The sequence below is a fragment of the Streptomyces sp. NPDC042102 genome (assembly GCF_055582305.1).
On record NZ_JBVJDL010000001.1, the window covers coordinates 983,045 to 1,000,576 of the forward strand.

Sequence of the window (17,532 nt, forward strand, 5' to 3'; positions counted from 1 at the left end):
GCCACCGACTCTACGGGGTGTCCGGGCCGGCCGATGGTAGGGAAAACCCTCCCCCCACATCTCCCCGCAGACCCACTGCGCACCCCGGGCACACCCTGCTGAACTGGGGTTATGTCACTGCTCACGGACACTCTGCTGCCCGCCGTCCACCTGACCTCCGTCACCAGGAGCTACCCCGGTGCCACCGGTCCCGTCCCGGTGCTGCACGGGGTCAGCGTGGGCTTCCCGCAGCGGGCCCTGACCGCGGTGATGGGCCCCTCGGGCTCCGGCAAGACCACCCTGCTGCACGTCGCCGCCGGCCTCGACAAGCCCGACAGCGGCTCGGTCTTCCTCGGTGACACCGACCTCGCCGCCTGCGACGAGCGCGGCCTGACGCGGATCCGGCGCGACCGGATCGGCTTCGTCTTCCAGCAGTTCAACCTGCTGCCCATGCTCACCGCGTACGAGAACGTCGCGCTGCCGCTGCGCCTGCAGGGCGGCCGCCGGGTGCGGCGGGCCCAGGTGATGGACGCCCTCGCCCAGGTGGGCCTGGCCGACAAGGCCGACCGCCGGCCCTCGCAGCTGTCGGGCGGCCAGCAGCAGCGGGTCGCGATCGCGCGGACCCTGGTGGCCGAGCCGGAGATCGTCTTCGCCGACGAGCCCACCGGCTCCCTGGACCGCAGGACCGGACGGCAGATCATGGACCTGCTGCGCGACACCGTCGACCGGGCCGGCCGTACGGTCGTGATGGTCACCCACGACCCGGCGGCCGCCGCCTGCGCGGACCGGGTCGTCTTCCTCTCCGACGGGCGGATCGTCGGGCGGCTCGACCACCCGACCGCCGAGGCCGTCGCCCACCAGCTCAGCGTGTGGGAGCGGTGATGTGGCGCATCTCGGTACAGGCGGTGCGCCACTACGGCGCGCTGTTCGTCGGCATGTTCGTCGCCCTCGCACTCGGCGTGGCGCTGATCGGCGTCTCGGCCACCGCCCTGGCCGCCACCTGGGCGGTCCCCGCCCCGGCCGGCGCCAGGCCCTCGGTGACGCTCACCGACGGCACCGGTACGGCCCGCACCCTGTCCACCGGTGACCTGGACCTGGGCGGTGTGCAGAGCGTCCTGGCGATGGCCGGCGTGGTCTCCGCCTTCGTGACCGTCTTCGTCATCGCCGGCACCTGCGCGTTCAGCATCGCCCTGCGCCGCCGCGACATGGGCCTGCTCCGGCTGGTCGGCGCCGGCGGCCGGCAGGTGCGCCTGCTGGTGATGGGCGAGTCCCTCGCCGTGGCCGTGCCCGCCGCCGCGGTGGGCTGCGCGGCGGCGGCCCTCGCCGCCCCGTTCGCGGTGGACGCCCTGAACGGCACCGGGCTCTCCCCGGTCGACCTGCGCCCGGGGCCGCTGCTGTGGCCGCTGGTGTGCGCCGCCGCCAGCGGTCTGGTCATCGCCGTCCTCGGCGTGGTCACCGCCTCCCGGCACGCCGCCCGGGTCCGCCCCACCGAGGCGCTGCGCGAGGCCGACCTGGACGCGCGGACCATGACCGCCGGGCGCGCCGTGATGGGCGTGCTCATGCTCGTGACGGGCACCGTGATGGTGCTGCTCGCCCCGGGCGCCGGGGCGGAGGCCGCCACCCCGCTGGCCCTGTTCGGCACGATGGCGCTGGCCGTCGCGGCCACCCTGCTCGGCCCCGCCTATCTGCCCCCGCTGCTGCGGGTGCTGTCCCTGCCGCTGCGCTGGGCCGACCCGGTCGCCGGGCGGCTGGCCGCCGAGGCCGTCGTCACCTCGCGCCGCCGCAGCGCCTCGCTCGTGGGCCCGGTGCTGGCCGTCGTCGCCATCGTCGGGGTCTTCCTCACCGTCCTGTCCACCGCCGGCGCGGCCACCCGCGCCGACGACCGGGCGCGCACCGCCGCGGACCTCGTCGTCGTGCCCGCGCGGGGCGGCACCCTGACCGCCGGGGACCTGGAGCGGCTGCGCACCGACCCGCGGGTGGCCGCCGTCTCGGCGCCCGCGCCGCTCGAGGTCGCGGTCGCCGGAGCGCACTCGGTGTGGAAGGACCAGGCGGCGGTCGCCGACCCGGTCGCCCTCGCGCGCACCCACCGGATCACCGTCACCGACGGGCGGCTCGGCCCGCTGACGGCCGGAACCGTCGCCGTCTCCCGGGAGTTCGCCGACTGGTACGGCTACCGCGCGGGCAGCGAGGTCACGTACGGGCTCTTCGGCGGCGAGCAGGTCACGGCGGAGGTCGTCGCGGTGCTCGACGGCGGGTCGGCCGTACCGCACCTGCTGCTCCCCGCCGGCGCGGCGGCCGCCCCCGAGCGGGCGAGCGTCCTGCTGGCGCCCACCGCGGGGGCCTCCGTCACGGAGGTGGCCGCCGAACTGACGCGCCGGATCGGCGCGGACCGGGTCACGGCCGAGCCGGCCGCCGACTGGTTCGCGGCCACCGCCACGGAGGGCGACCGGCTGAACCGTCTCGTCCTGCTCGTCCTGACCGGCCCCGCCTCGCTGTACGCGCTGATCGCCGTGGCCGGCACCCTGGTGATGGCGTACAGCCGGCGCGGCCGCGAGATCGCGGGCATGCGCATGGCCGGCGTGAGCGCGGGGCAGCTGCGCCGCATGGCCCTGTGGGAGACTCTCACCACCACCGTGGCGGGGGTGGCGACGGCGGCCCTCGTGGTCGCGGTGGGCGCCCGCGCCTACCGGGGAGCCCTCACCGTCCTCGGCGGCGAGCCCCCGCTGAGCGTGCCGTGGGCACTGCTGGCCACACTGGTGGCGGCCTGCCTCCTGGTGGGCGTCGTCGTCGGCCAGGCGGCGACGGGCCGGCGCCTGCGCAACGCGGGCGTGGCGGCGCTCACTTCGCGCCAGTAGACCTGCGCGTGGCGGGCGACACGGGGGAGCGGCGTAGCGTTTTCCGCCGGGTCGCCCCTATGCTGAGGCCCCCCACACACACAAGTCATACAACACGTTCACCATTCGACGGCTCAAGTCCGTCAACTGGCACGATCCTTACGAGCAGGAGTCTCCATGCGCGTCGCGATCGCCGAGGATTCCGCGCTCTTGAGGGCCGGAATAACGCGGCTGCTGGCAGACGAGGGAATTGACGTCGTCGCCTCGATGGGTGACACCACCGATGTACTGGAAGTCGTCCGGAGCACACGGCCGCACGTGGTGATTCTCGACGTCCGTATGCCGCCCACGTACACGGACGAAGGGATCCGCGCCGCCATCGAGATCCAGCGCGGCTGCGCGGACACCGCGGTGCTGCTGCTCTCGCAGTACGTGGAGCCCACGTACGCCGAGGAGCTGGTGCGCAACGCCCGTGGTGGGACCGGGTACCTGCTCAAGCAGCGGGTGGGGGACTTCGACGAGTTCCTCAGCGCCCTGCAGCGGGTGCGGCGCGGCGAGACCGTCCTCGACTCCGACATTTTCAAGCAATTCGTGGGCAGCCCGCGCGAGAAGAGGGCGACCGATCTCCTGACGCCCCGTGAACGCCAGGTCCTGGAACTCATGGCGACCGGACTCACGAACGTAGGAATCCTCAATCGCCTCGGGATCTCCGAACGCGCGGTGGAAAAGCACGTCACCTCGATCCTCGGAAAGCTGCAGATTCCCAACTCCGGGGAGAATCACCGGCGCGTGCTGGCCGTACTCGACTATCTCCGGGGCATGGACAGGCTGCAGGAGGGCACCGAATGAAATGCAGTGGTTCGTAGCTTCGTGAAATTGCCGACCCCGTACCGCGTCGCGGCCGCGCTCATCTACCTGTCCGTCGGCAGCCTGGTCGGTCTCCTGCTGGCCCCGCTCGTCGTCGTCTCCCTGGGCCTGCGCGCCCTGTCCTGGCTGCTGCTCGTCGGCCTGCCCACCGCGCTCGCCCAGGCCGTGCGCGCCGTGGCCGCCGTCGTGCGGTGGACGGGCGGCCCGGCGCCCGAGGACCGGCCGCCCAGGCCGGCCCACGCCCTGCTGGAGGCCGTGCGGGCGGTGCCGGCCAACATGGCCGAGCTGCACCAGGGCCTCTCCTTCAGCCTCCCGCTGCTGCGCGCCGTCGCCGACCTCGAACGACTGCTGGCCCACTCCGTCGAGGGGGACGCCTCCTCCCGCTCCGGTGACCCGCCGCACCGTACGGCGTCCCTGCGCGAGGAGCCGCGCCGGCCCGTCGAGACGAACTGGGACGACATCGGCTACCTCGGGCTGCTGCTGCTCGGCACCATCTGGCTGGTGCCCATGGCCGCCCTGGCCGTCCCCGTCGTCTCCTTCGTCGTCGCGCTGCCCATCGGCCCGGCCGAACAGCTCGCCTTCGGCCCCGGCAACACCATCGTGGTGGCCGGCGCCACCACCCGGCTGCTGGTCGGCGCGGGCTCCCTGCTGGTCTTCGCCGTCCTGCTGTGCCTGCTGTTCTGGATGGGCCGGCTGCGCGCCCGGATGGTGCGGCGCATCCTGCGGCGGATCGACGTCGCCGAGAGCCAGCGCCGGGCCGAGGCCGCCGAACGCCAGCGCATCGCCGCCCTGCGCGTCAATGACGCCGATTACCGCCGGCTCGAACGCGATCTGCACGACGGCGCCCAGGCCCGGCTCGCCGTTCTCCTGATGAGCCTTTCGCACGCACGCCGCCGCAAGGGCAATGACGCGGCGTTTCTCGCCGCGCTGGTCGAGGAGACCCACGACGAGATCAGCCGGGCCCTGGACGAAATACGCGACCTGGTACGGGGCATTCAGCCGCCGATTCTCAGCGACCGCGGACTGGACGCGGCCGTCACCGCTCTGACCGAGAAATTCCACGTACCCGTCACGGTGTCCAGCAGCCTCCACCGGCGGCCGGATGTGAACGTGGAATCAACGGCGTATTACATCATCGCGGAATGTCTCGCGAATGCGGTCAAACACGCCTCGGCCACGAGCATCCACGTCTGTCTGGAGAGCGACGACAACCTCCTGGTCGTCTCCGTCACCGACGACGGGACGGGAGGCGCGTCCTTGCAGGCCGGAACGGGCCTGCGCGGTCTGGAGGACCGGGCCGCGGCGCTCACCGGGCGACTGGAAGTCACCAGTCCGCCGGGCGGTCCCACGACGGTCCGCGCCACCCTGCCGTGGTCGATAAACACCGTCTGACCTGCAATTTTGCCTCACATCGAAACTTCTTGCCCTTTTTTGACCGCGTGGCCGAGGATGAGGGGGTGCGGCTACCCGCACCCCCCGAGGTGCGGCTACCCGCACCAAGGGACTCGATGAGGGGAGAGAGATTGCAAGCGCACCCAGCGGCGGAGCGGCTGCGTGAACTCGCGCACGCCCACTCGGTTCCCGGCGCGCAACTGACCGTCCACCGGGCGGGGGAAAGCCGTTCCACGGTCACCGGGGTGACCCGGTCGGGAACCGCCGAAGCGGTGACCACGCGGACCGCCTTCGCATTCGGATCCGTGACCAAGGCCTTCACCGCCACCGTGGTCGCCCAGCTCGTCTGCGACGGCGATCTGGAACTCGACGACCCCGTCGCCGAATACCTCGCGGAGTTCGACGCGGCAGCCGATCCCCGGATCGCGTCCGCCACCGTGCGCGACCTCCTCGGCCACACCGCCGGCCTGGTCGCCGACCACGAACTCGACAATGCCGACGAGGCCTCCCTGGCCCGTTATGCGGCGAGCGTCGCGGCCACCGGAGCACTGCACGCGCCCGGCGACTGCTTCTCCTACTCGAATTCCGGATACAACATTCTGGGACGGGTCGTCGAAGCCGTCGTCGACATGAAGTGGCAGGCCGCGATGGAGAATTTCCTCCTGCGCCCGCTCGGCATCACCCCGCTGTTCCTGCACGATCCCGCGCCCGCCGGACGGACCCGGGCCGACTGCCACGTGGTCCGCCCCGGCGAGCGCACGGCCCACCCCGTGGACCTGTTCCTGCCCGCCAGCTGGGCGCCCGCCGCCGGACTCGCCGGCAGCGCCGACGACCTCGTCGCACTGGCCCGCCTGCACCTGGGCACCCACCCCGAGTCCGACGTGCTGCTGGACGAGGAGCACCGCACCGCGATGCGGACCCGCCTCCCGGCGGCCGACGCCTTCGGCATGGCCGACGGCTGGGGCCTGGGCCTGGCGCACTACGCCCCGCCGGCGGGCGACGCCGCGGGCGCGCACGAGGGCGCGTACGAGGGCACGTACGAGGGCGAGTTCGACGGCGAATGGCTCGGGCACGACGGCACCGTCGACGGCGGCACCGCCCACCTGCGGTTCCACCCCGCCTCCGGCACCGCCGTCGCGCTGACCACCAACGCCACCACCGGCACCTCGATGTGGGCCGACGTGGTGGACGCCCTGCGCGCGGACGGCCTGCCCGTCGGCGACTACCGGCCGGCGCTCCCACAGCGCCCGGCCACCACCCCCGTCGGCCGCGACGACATCGCCGGGCTGCTCGGCGCCTACCGCAACGGGGACACCTGTTTCCGTGTCCGCACCGACGACGGCGGCACCGGACTGCGCTTCTCCGACGGCACCGGCCTCACCGCCGAGATGACCCTCCACGACGGACACGTCTTCACCGCCCGGCGCACCGACGCCGACGAGGCCCCCTACACCGGCCGGTTCGTGATCGACCCCGCCACGGGCGAGGCCGCCCTGCTCCAGCTCGGCGGCCGCAGCGCCCGGCGCGCGGCGGCCTAGGGGGTGTCCGGCGGATCATGGGCGGGCCCGGGTCGCCTGGCACCGCGGCTTGCCGCGTTGTCGTCGGTCGCCAATGCTCCGCAGTGGCTCCCTCCTCCGCCTTGCAATCCACGGCACCAGCCGACCCGGGCTGTCCGCCCCTGAACCACCGGACACCCCCTAACCGCCCCGGCGCCCTCCCGGGCCGGCGGCCCGGCCCGACCTGACCACACGCCGGGCCGCCCCCCTCTTCTCCCCGTTCTTCTCTTCTCCCCGCATCCCCCGTGCCGGATTCCGGGCTGCCACCACGGCACACCCCTGCCCGGAATCCGCTCTTTCTGGAGGTACACAGTGGCTCGCGCCGACGCGTCGGTTAACCGGGATCTCCCCCGCCAGGTGGAGTTCTGGCGGGGCCGGCTGGAGGGCATCGCCCCCCTCGAACTGCCGGCCGACCGCCCGCGCCCCGTCATCCGGTCGACCAGCACCGCGACGTACGAGTGCGCCCTGCCGGCCGCCGCCGCGCGGGCCCTGACCGCCGGAGCGGAACCCGCCACCGCCGTACTGGCGGCCGCCGCGTTCGCCGTCCTGGCCCGGTACTCCGGCCAGGAGGACGTCGCCCTCGGCACCCCCTCCCCGCGCACCGGCCACACCCTCGTCCTGCGCACCCCCGCCGACACCGCCGCCCCCTTCACCGCCCTGCTGCGCGACACCGCCCGCGCCCTGGCCGACGCCCTCGCCCACGACGGCCTCCCGCTGGCGGAGCTGGCCCGGACCCTCGCCCCGCACAGCGACACCAGCACCACCCCCTTCGTCCAGGCCACGGTCGCCGTGCTGGACGAACTCCCGCTCCACCAGCGCGCGTTCGACCCGCTCGACCTCTCCTTCGAGGCCGATGCCGACCAGGCCCTGGTCCGGATCCGCTACAGCACCGCACTCTTCGACGAGACCACCGCCGCCCGGCTCGCCGGCCACCTCACCGTCCTGCTCGCCGCGGCCGGCGAAGAGCCCGGCCGGACGCTCGCCGCCCTGCCCATGCTCACCGACGGCGAGTTCGAGCAGGTCGTCCGCGCGTGGAACGACACCGCCCGCGAGGTCCCGCTCGCCACCTTCCCCGAGCTGTACGCCGTCCACGCCGCCGCCCGCCCCGACGCCACCGCCGTCATCGACGAGCAGGGCCCGGTCAGCTACCGCGAACTGGACGAGCGGGCCAACAGAATCGCCCACCACCTCATCGGACTCGGCGCCGGCCGCGACCAGTTGATCGGCCTGTGCGTCGAACGCGGGGCAGCCCTGGCCGCCGGCCTGCTCGGCATCATGAAGGCCGGCGCCGCCTACCTGCCGCTCGACCCCGCCTATCCGGCCGACCGGCTCGCGTACATGCTCGAGGACTCCGGCGCCCGGATCGTGCTCACCCAGCACGCGCTGCGCGACAGGCTCCCGGCCGCCGCCACCGGCACCGCCGGCACCGCCGACACCGCCGTTGTCGTGGATCTCGACCAGGAACGCGCCGCGATCGAGGCCCGGCCCGCCACGGCCCCCGAGGTCGCGCTCGCCCCCGAGGACCTCGCCTACGCCATCTACACCTCCGGCTCCACCGGCCGCCCCAAGGGCGTGCTCGTCTCCCACGCCGGCATCGGCAACCTGGCCGCCGTCCAGGCCGAGGCCTTCGACGTCACCCCCGACAGCCGGGTCCTGCAGTTCGCGTCCACCAGCTTCGACGCCGCGTTCTGGGAGGTCTGCATGGGCCTGCTCACCGGCGCGGCCCTGGTCATGGGCAGCAAGGAGACCCTGGCGCCCGGCGAGCCGCTCGCCGCCTACGCCGCCGAGCACGGCGTAACCCACGCCACCCTCACCCCGGCCACCGTCGCCGTCCTCCCCGAGGGCCGCGGCCTGCCCGCCGGCGCCACCCTCATCGTCGCCGGCGAGGCCAGCACGGCCGACCTGGTGGCCCGCTGGTCGGCCGGCCGCCGGATGATCAACGCCTACGGCCCGACCGAGAGCACCGTCTGCGCGACCATGAGCGCCCCGCTCAGCGGCGCGACCGTGCCCCCGATCGGCACCCCCATCGCGAACTTCCGCGTCTACGTCCTCGACGAGGCCCTGCGGCCCGTACCCGTGGGCGTGCGCGGCGAGCTGTACATCGCCGGCATCGGCCTGGCGCGCGGCTACCACGGCCGCCCCGGCCTCACGGCGGAACGATTCATCGCCAACCCGTACGGCGAGCCCGGCGAGCGCATGTACCGCTCCGGCGACATCGCCCGCTGGAACGCCGACGGCACCCTGGACTACCTCGGCCGCGCCGACGACCAGGTCAAGGTCCGCGGCTTCCGCATCGAACTCGGCGAGATCGAGAGCGCCCTCGCCCTCCACCCCGACGTCGCCCAGGCCGTCGTCCTCACCCACAACACCAACCTGCGGGCGTACGTCTCCCGCGCCGGCGAGCGCCGCCCCACCGCCGAGGAACTGCGCGCCCACCTCGCCGCCGGCCTGCCCGCACACATGATCCCCGCGGCGATCGTCGTCCTCGACACCCTCCCGCTGACCCCCAACGGCAAGATCGACCGCAAGGCGCTGCCCGAACCGGGCGCCGACCGGCAGGGCCAGGACGGCGAGGACGGGGCCGGCGACGCGCACGAGGCACCCCGGGGCGCCGTCGAGCAGACCCTCGCCGGCGTCTGGTCCGAGGTCCTCGGCGTCTCCCGCGTCGGCATCCACGACGACTTCTTCGCCCTCGGCGGCAACTCCATCCTCTCCGTCCGCGCCGTCTCCCGGATGCGCCAGGCCCTCGGCGTCAAGCTGTCCCCGCGCGTGCTGTTCGACACCCCGACCATCGCCGCCCTCGCCGCGTCCGTGGCGCCCGAGGAGGACACCGCGGCCGCCGCCATCCCCGTCGTCCCCCGCGAGGGCGCCCTGCCGATGTCGTTCGGCCAGCAACGCTTGTGGTTCCTGGAGGACTTCGACCCCGGCAGCGCCGAGTACCACACCGCCCTCGGCCTGCGCCTGACCGGCACGCTCGACACCGACGCCCTGCGCGCCGCCGTCACCGACCTCACCGCCCGCCACGAGTCGCTGCGCACCACCTTCGGCGTGGTCGGCGGCCGCGGCGTCCAGGTGGTCCACCCCGCCCTCGCGCCGCAGTGGCGCACCGCCGACCTCACCGACACCGCCGCCGGCCTGCGCGAGGAGCGGCTGCGGGAACTCGTACGCGGTGAGACGGCCCGCCCGTACGACCTCAAGACCGGCCCCCTCGTCCGCGTCCTGCTCGTCCGCCTCTCGGCCGAGGAGCACGTGTGCGTGCTCGGCATGCACCACATCGTCACCGACGGCTGGTCCATGGGCGTCGCCACCCGCGAACTGGGCGAGTTCTACGCCGCCCGCGTCGAGGGCCGCCCCGCGCGGCTGCCCGACGCGCCCGTGCAGTACCCCGACTTCGCCGCCTGGCAGCGCGGCCGCCTGGAGGACGGCGGCCTGCTGCGCGAGCAGCTCGGCTGGTGGCGCGAGCGGCTGGCCGGCATCACCCCGCTGGAACTGCCCACCGACCGGCCCCGCCCGGCCGTCCGCTCCTCCGCCGGCGCCGTCCACACCTTCGCGGTGCCCGCCGAGACCACCGCCTCCGTCAGGCACCTCGCCCAGGAGCACGGCGCCACCCTCTTCATGGCGCTGACCGCCGCCGTCAAGGCCGTCCTCGCCCGCTGGTCCGGGCAGCAGGACATCGCGGTGGGCACCGCCACCTCCGGCCGGGGCCACGGCGACCTGGAGCACCTGATCGGCTTCCTGGTCAACACCGTCGTCCTGCGCTCCCACGTCGAGCCGGACATGAACTTCGGGCAGCTGCTGGGCCAGGTCAAGGAGACCGTCCTGGAGGCCTTCGCCCACGAGGACGTCCCCTTCGAGCGGCTCGTCGAGGCCGTCCGCACCGAGCGCGACACCAGCCGCACCCCGCTCGTCCAGGCGATGGTCGTCCTCCAGAACGCACCCGCCGACCCCGTCGCCCTGCCCGGCGTCCACGCCGCCGGCTACGAGGTGCACCGCGAGGCCGCCCCCTTCGACCTGACCGTGGAGTTCCACGAGGCCGGCGAGGGGTCCGGGGGCCTCACCGCCCGGATCGGCTACAGCACCGCCCTCTTCGACGAGGCCACCGTCGCCCGCTTCGCCGGGCACCTGAACACCCTGCTGCTCGCCGCGGCCGTGGCCCCCGACCGGTCCCTGGCCACCCTGCCCATGCTCACCGACGAGGAGTTCGACAAGGCCGTACGGGACGGCAGCGGCCCGCGCACCGAGGTGCCGGCCGGCACCTTCCCGCAGCTCGTCGAGGCCCAGGCCCGCCGCCGCCCCGACGCGCCCGCCGTCGAGGACACCCGCACCACCCTCGGCTACCGCGAACTGGACGAGCGGGCCAACCGGCTCGCCCACCGGCTGGCCGCCCTCGGCGCCGGCCCGGGCACCTTCGTGGGCCTGTGCGTCGAGCGCGGCACCGACCTCGTCGTCGGCCTGCTCGGCATCATGAAGGCCGGCGCCGCCTACCTCCCGCTGGACCCGAACTACCCGGCCGACCGGCTCGCCTTCATGCTCCAGGACTCCGGCGCCCGGATCGTCGTCACCCAGACCCCGCTGCTGCCCGAACTGCCCGCCACCGACGCCGTCCTGGTCGACCTCGTGGCCGAGCGGGAGCAGCTGGCCGCCCTGCCCGTCACCGCCCCCGCCACCACCCTGCGCCCGGCCGACCTGGCGTACGTGATCTACACCTCCGGGTCCACCGGCACCCCCAAGGGCGTCCTCGTCCCGCACACCGGCGTCGGCAACCTCGCCGCCGCCGAGGCCGAGCGGCTGGAGGTCACCGAGGACAGCCGCGTCCTGCAGTTCGCCTCCTCCTCCTTCGACGGCGCCGTCATGGAGATCCTGATGGCCCTGCCCGCCGGCGCCACCCTGGTGCTGCCGCCGCACGGCCCCGTCGTCGGCGATGCCCTGCAGACCTTCCTGCGCGAGCGCCGCATCACCCACGCCCTGCTCGCCCCCTCCGCCGTCGCCACCCTGGTCCCCGAGGGCCTGGAGGACCTGCGCACCCTGGTCGTCGGCGGCGAGGCCAGCACCGGCGACCTGGTCGCCCGCTGGTCCGAGGGCCGCCGGATGATCAACGCGTACGGGCCGACCGAGGCCACCGTCGTCGCCACGATGAGCGAGCCGCTCACCGGCTCCGCCATCCCGCCCATCGGCACCCCGCTGCCCAACACCCGCGTCCTGCTGCTCGACGCCGCGCTCCAGCCGGTCCCGGCCGGCGTGCCCGGCGAGCTGTACATCGCCGGCCCGCACCTGGCCCGCGGTTACCACGGCCGCCCGGGCCTGACCGCCGAGCGGTTCACCGCCGACCCGTACGGCGAGCCCGGCGCCCGCATGTACCGCTCCGGCGACGTCGCCCGCCGCCGCGCCGACGGCAGCCTGGAGTACCTCGGCCGCGCCGACGACCAGGTCAAGGTGCGCGGCTTCCGCATCGAGCTCGGCGAGATCGAGACCGCCCTGGGCGGCCACCCGGACGTCCGCGACGCCGTCGTCGTGGTCCACCAGGACGAGTCGGGCCGCAAGCGGCTCGTCGCCTACGTCGTGGCCGACCGCACCCCCACCACCGGCGAACTGCGCTCCCACCTCTCCGGCAGCCTCCCCGACTACATGGTCCCCGCGCTGTTCGTCCCGCTGGAGCGGCTGCCGCTGACCCCCAGCGGCAAGGTCGACCGGCGCGCCCTGCCCGAGCCCCAGCCGCAGGCGGCCGGCCCCGACGCCGGCCACACCGCGCCGCGTGACGCGACCGAGGAGGTCCTCGCCGCGGTCTGGGCCGAGGTCCTGGGTGTGGCGAGGGTCGGCGTCCACGACAACTTCTTCGACCTCGGCGGCGATTCGATCCTCTCCATCCAGGTCGTCTCCCGCGCCCGCCAGGCCGGCCTGCTGCTGACCTCCAAGCTGCTCTTCGTCCACCAGAGCATCGCGGCCCTGGCCGGCGCCGTCACCCCCGTCGCCGAGCCGGGCGCCGACGCGCCCGCCGAGGTCAGCGGCAGCGCCGAACTCACCCCGATCCAGCGGTGGTTCTTCGCCGAGCACACCGTCGACACCGACCACTACGGCATGTCCGTCCAGGTCGAGCTGGCCCCCGACACCGACACGGCCCTGCTGGAGCGCGCGCTGGCCGCCGTCGTCGGCCACCACGACGCCCTGCGGATGCGCTTCACCCGGGACGCCGCCACCGGCACCTGGACCCAGGAGTACGGCGACCACCCGGCCGCCCCGCTCTCCGTGCGCGACCTGTCCGCCCTCGGCGACGACGCCCGCGAGGAGGCGCTGCACGAGGCCGCCTCGGCCGCCCAGCGCTCCCTGGACCTCGCCTCCGGAAACCTGGTCAAGGGCGTGTTCTTCCGGCTCGGCGCCGCCCGGCCGCCCCGGCTGTCCCTGACCGTGCACCACCTGGTGATGGACGGCGTGTCCTGGCGCGTGGTCCTGGAGGACCTCGCCACCGCGTACGGTCAGCTCGCCGAGGGCCGCCCCGCAGACCTCGGGGCGAAGACCAGCAGCTACCAGCAGTGGTCCCGGCGCCTGACCGACCACGTCCGCTCCGGCGGCCTCGACCACGAGATCGGCCACTGGCAGCGGGCCGCCGCCGCCACCCGGGCCCTGCCCCACGACGTACCCGGCGCCGAGCACGACCCGCACACCTTCGGCGCTGCGGCCACCGTGTCCGTCAGCCTGGACCGCGCCGACACCGAGGCGCTGCTCCAGCGGGTCCCCGCCGCCTACCGCACGCAGATCAACGACGTCCTGCTGACCGCGCTCGGCCGGATCCTCGGCGACTGGGCCGCCGGCCCCGTCACCGTCGCCCTCGAGGGCCACGGCCGCGAGGAGCTGTTCGCCGACCTCGACCTCTCCCGCACCGTCGGCTGGTTCACCACCATCCACCCCGTCACCCTCGACGTCCCGGCCGGCGACTGGGGCACCGCGCTCAAGAGCGTCAAGGAGGACCTGCGCGCCGTCCCGGGCCGGGGCCTGGGCCACGGCGCCCTGCGCCACCTCGGCGAGCCCGGCAGCGCGGCCCACACCGCGCTGGCCGCCGCCGGGCACCTCCACCCGCAGATCAGCTTCAACTACCTGGGCCAGTGGGACGGCACCACCAGCCGCACCGGCCTGGTCCGCGCCCGCCTCGGCGCCCTCGGCGCCGACCAGGCACCCGGGCAGCCCCGCCCGCACCTCATCGACATCGTCGCCGCCGTCGGCGACGGCGAGCTGCGCATCGACTGGATCCACTCCCCGGGCACCCACAGCACCGCCGCGGTCCAGCGGCTCGCCGACGCCTTCGCCCAGGCCCTGCGCGACCTGATCGCGCACTGCCTGCGCCCCGGCAGCGGCGGCGCGACCCCCTCGGACTTCCCGCTGGCCCGCCTGGACCAGGCGGCCGTCGACAGGATCGCCGGCGACGGCCGCGGCGTGGAGGACATCCACCCGCTCACCCCGATGCAGAGCGGCATGCTCTTCCACAGCCTCTCCGAGCCGGGCGCGGGCGCCTACTTCGAGCAGATGACGTTCGAGCTCGACGGGGTCACCGACCCCGCCCTGCTGGAGCGCGCCTGGCAGCTGGTCGCCGACCACACCGACGTCCTGCGCGCCGGTCTGGTCTGGCAGGACACCGAGCGTCCGCTCATGGTCGTCCACCGGCAGGCACCGCTGCCCGTCACCCACCTCGACTGGCGCGGCCGTACCGCCGACGACCAGGAGCGGGACGTACGCCGCTTCCTCGCCGAGGACCGGGCCCGGCCGCTGGACCTGAGCGCCGCCCCGCTGATGCGGCTGACCGTGATCCGGCTCTCCGACACCACCGTCCGGCTCGTCTGCGCCTTCCACCACGTGCTGCTCGACGGCTGGTCCACCTTCGACGTGCTGACCCGGACGTACTCCGCGTACGCGGCCCTGGCAGCCGGGGAGCAGCCCGTCCTGCCCCCGCGCCGGCCGTTCTCCGCCTACGTGGAGTGGCTGGAGCGCCAGGACCTGGCCGAGGCCGAGGCGTACTGGCGCGAGCTGCTCGCCGGCTTCGAGGCGCCGACCGCGCTGCCCGCCGCCGGGCGCGTCGCGCCCGGCCACCGCACCGGCTCCACCGGACGGCGCGCCCGGCGGCTCTCCCCGCAGACCTCCCGGGCCCTGTTCGACTTCGCGCGCGGCAACCGGATCACCGTCAACACCGTGCTCCAGGGCGCCTGGGCGCTGCTGCTGGCCCGGCACGCCGGAACGCGCGACGTCGTCTTCGGCGCGACCGTCTCCGGCCGCCCCACCGACCTGGCCGGTGTGGACTCCATGGTCGGCATGCTCATCAACACCCTGCCCGTCCGTGTCGCCGTCGACCCCGCAGCCCCCGTCGGACAGTGGCTCGCCCGGGTGCAGGCCGCCCAGGTGGAGGCCCGCCAGTACGAGTACGTGCCGCTCCCGCAGATCCAGGGCTGGAGCGCCGTCGAGCGCGGCACCGCGCTCTTCGAGAGCCTGGTCGTCTTCGAGAACTACCCGATGGACGACGAGGCGGCCGCCGCCCACGGGCTGCGCCTGCGCGGCCTGGAGGGCACCGAGGCCACCAACTTCCCGCTCAACCTGATCGCCTACGCCGGCGACGAGCTGGCCTACACCCTGGCCTACGACGCCGAGCTGTACGACGAGGAGAGCGCCGAGCGCATCTGCGCCCACCTCGACGCCCTGCTCGCGGACATCGCCGCCGGCGGCCCGGACCGGCCGGTCGCCACCCTGTCGATGCTCGGCGCGGCCGAGGCCGAACTGACCCTGACGGCCTGGAACGACACCGCCCGCCCGCTGCCCGAGGCCACGCTCGCGGAGCTGTTCGCGGCCCGCGCCGCCGAGCGGCCCGACGCCGTCGCCCTCGTCTCCGGCGGCCGGGAGACCACGTACCGGGAGCTGGACGAGCGGGCCAACCGGCTCGCCCACCACCTGACCTCCCTCGGCGCCGGCCCCGAACACCTGGTGGGCCTGTGCCTGGAACGCGGCCCGCACGCGGTCACCGCACTGCTCGCGGTGCTCAAGGCGGGCGCGGCGTACGTCCCGCTCGACCCCGAGTACCCGGCCGACCGGCTCGCGTACATGATCGAGGACGCCGGAGTACGGCTGCTGCTCACCGAGGAGACCCTGCGCGAGCGGCTGCCCGCCTCCCCGGCCCACGTGGTGGACCTCGACCGGGACCGGGAGCGCATCGCCGCGCACCCCGCGACGGCCCCCGAGGTCACCCTGTCCCCGGACCACCTCGCCTACGTCATCTACACCTCCGGCTCGACCGGCCGGCCCAAGGGCGTGCTGACCAGCCACCGGGCCGTCGTCCGGCTCGTCCACGGGGCGGCGTACACCGACATCGGCCCCGGCGACACCGTCGCGCAGTTCGCCTCGCTCTCCTTCGACGCCTCCACCTTCGAGGTTTGGGCCGCCCTGCTCGGCGGCGCGCGGCTCGCCGTGCACCCGCCGCAGCTGCCCACCGCCGAGGAGCTCGGCCGCTTCCTGAAGGAGCACGAGGTCACCCACCTCTGGCTCACCGCCGGCCTGTTCCACCAGGTCGCCGACGACGCCATCGGCGCCTTCGCCGGGCTGCGCCAGCTGCTCGCGGGCGGCGACCGGCTCTCGCCGGAGCACTGCGCCCGGGTGCTGGCCGCCCACCCCGCGCTGCGCCTGACCAACGGCTACGGGCCCACCGAGGCCACCACCTTCACCACCGCCCACGATCTGCGCGGAACTGCCACCGGCGCCGTCCCGCTGGGCGCGCCGATCGGCAACACCCGCGTGTACGTGCTCGACGAGGCGCTCGCGCCCGCCCCGGTCGGGGTGCCCGGCGAGCTGTACATCGCCGGCGCGGGCCTGGCCCGCGGCTACCTGGGGCGGCCGGGCCTCACGGCGGAACGTTTCCTGGCCGACCCGTACGGCGCCCCGGGGGAGCGGATGTACCGCTCCGGCGACCTCGTGGCCTGGCGGCCCGACGGGACCCTGGAGTTCCTCGGCCGCACCGACGGCCAGGTCAAGATCCGCGGCTTCCGGATCGAGACCGGCGAGATCGAGACCGCGCTCACCGCCCACCCGGCGGTCGCCGAGGCCGCCGTCGTCCCGTACACCGAGGGCGGGCGGACGCTGCTGGTGGCCCACGTGGTCCCGGCGGCCGGCGAGGGCACCGCCCCGGACACCGACGCGCTGCGCGCCCACCTGGCGGCCTCGCTGCCGGCGTACATGGTCCCGGCCGCGTTCGGCACGCTCGCCGCCCTGCCGCTCACCGCGAACGGCAAGGTCGACCGCCGGGCCCTGCCGGACCCGGTGCGCGGCGCGGACACCGGCCCCGCGTACGAGCCCCCGGCCACCGCCGTCGAGGAGGTCCTCGTCGAGCTCTGGCAGGAGCTGCTGGGCCACGACCGGATCGGCGTCCACGACAACTTCTTCGCGCTGGGCGGCGATTCCCTCCTCGCCCTGCGCATGACCTCGCGGATCAACTCGGTCTTCGGCACCACGCTCTCACCGCGGGCGGTCTTCGACTTCCCGACGGTCGCGCAGAGCGCGGGCGCGGTCGAGGAACTCGTCCTCGCCGAACTCGAAGCCGCCGCCGCCCTCTCCTGACCCCTTCCCCGCCTTCCCTCCATCCCCCCTTCCCCTCCTTTCCGTTCCGGTTCCTCCCCACCGAAAGGCACCACCGTGTCCAACCCGTTCGAGCAGGCCGACCGCCCCTACAGCGTCCTCGTCAACGACGAGGGCCAGCACTCCCTGTGGCCCGCCGCCACCGCCGTACCGGCCGGCTGGCACACCGTCCTCGCCGACCGGCCCCGCGAGGCGTGCCTGGCGTACGTCGAGACGCACTGGACCGACATGCGCCCGCAGAGCCTGACCGCCGCCACCACCGGCTGACCCGGCCCCGCCGCCGACCGCCGCCCGTACCGCTCACC

7 protein-coding genes are annotated in these 17,532 nt (G+C 74.6%); all 7 read left to right on the forward strand.

What is annotated here, in order from left to right:
* Nucleotides 1-111 precede the first annotated feature (111 nt).
* Nucleotides 112-861 (forward strand): ABC transporter ATP-binding protein, encoded by a 750-nt coding sequence (locus ACZ6KO_RS04120; protein ID WP_469299679.1) that lies wholly within the window; start codon nt 112-114, stop codon nt 859-861.
* Nucleotides 861-2,834: an FtsX-like permease family protein gene (locus ACZ6KO_RS04125; protein WP_469299682.1), complete on the forward strand. Its 1,974-nt coding sequence runs from the start codon at nt 861-863 to the stop codon at nt 2,832-2,834. Before ACZ6KO_RS04120 ends, ACZ6KO_RS04125 begins: the two co-directional genes overlap by 1 nt.
* Before the next feature lie 156 nt (nt 2,835-2,990).
* Complete coding sequence (locus ACZ6KO_RS04130) at nt 2,991-3,662, forward strand: response regulator transcription factor (RefSeq protein ID WP_469299684.1); 672 nt, start codon at nt 2,991-2,993, stop codon at nt 3,660-3,662.
* Between the two features lie 21 nt (nt 3,663-3,683).
* On the forward strand, nt 3,684-5,072 hold the full coding sequence (locus tag ACZ6KO_RS04135; RefSeq protein ID WP_469299686.1) for a sensor histidine kinase: 1,389 nt from the start codon (nt 3,684-3,686) through the stop codon (nt 5,070-5,072).
* A 131-nt stretch (nt 5,073-5,203) separates the two neighbouring features.
* A complete protein-coding gene (locus ACZ6KO_RS04140; protein ID WP_469299689.1) occupies nt 5,204-6,610 on the forward strand; it encodes a serine hydrolase domain-containing protein in 1,407 nt (468 codons plus the stop codon).
* A 297-nt stretch (nt 6,611-6,907) separates the two neighbouring features.
* Entirely contained in the window at nt 6,908-17,209 is a 10,302-nt protein-coding gene (locus ACZ6KO_RS04145) for an amino acid adenylation domain-containing protein (protein ID WP_469301532.1), read from the forward strand.
* A gap of 75 nt (nt 17,210-17,284) precedes the next feature.
* Nucleotides 17,285-17,494 (forward strand): MbtH family protein, encoded by a 210-nt coding sequence (locus ACZ6KO_RS04150; RefSeq protein WP_469299691.1) that lies wholly within the window; start codon nt 17,285-17,287, stop codon nt 17,492-17,494.
* The last annotated feature ends 38 nt before the right edge of the window (nt 17,495-17,532 follow it).

Bases quoted from the DNA above. Each gene is read 5' to 3' on its own strand.
- ACZ6KO_RS04125 (WP_469299682.1), top strand. From the start codon at position 861: ATGTGGCGCATCTCGGTACAGGCGGTGCGCCACTACGGCGCGCTGTTC.
- ACZ6KO_RS04130 (WP_469299684.1), top strand. From the start codon at position 2,991: ATGCGCGTCGCGATCGCCGAGGATTCCGCGCTCTTGAGGGCCGGAATA.
- ACZ6KO_RS04120 (WP_469299679.1), top strand. From the start codon at position 112: ATGTCACTGCTCACGGACACTCTGCTGCCCGCCGTCCACCTGACCTCC.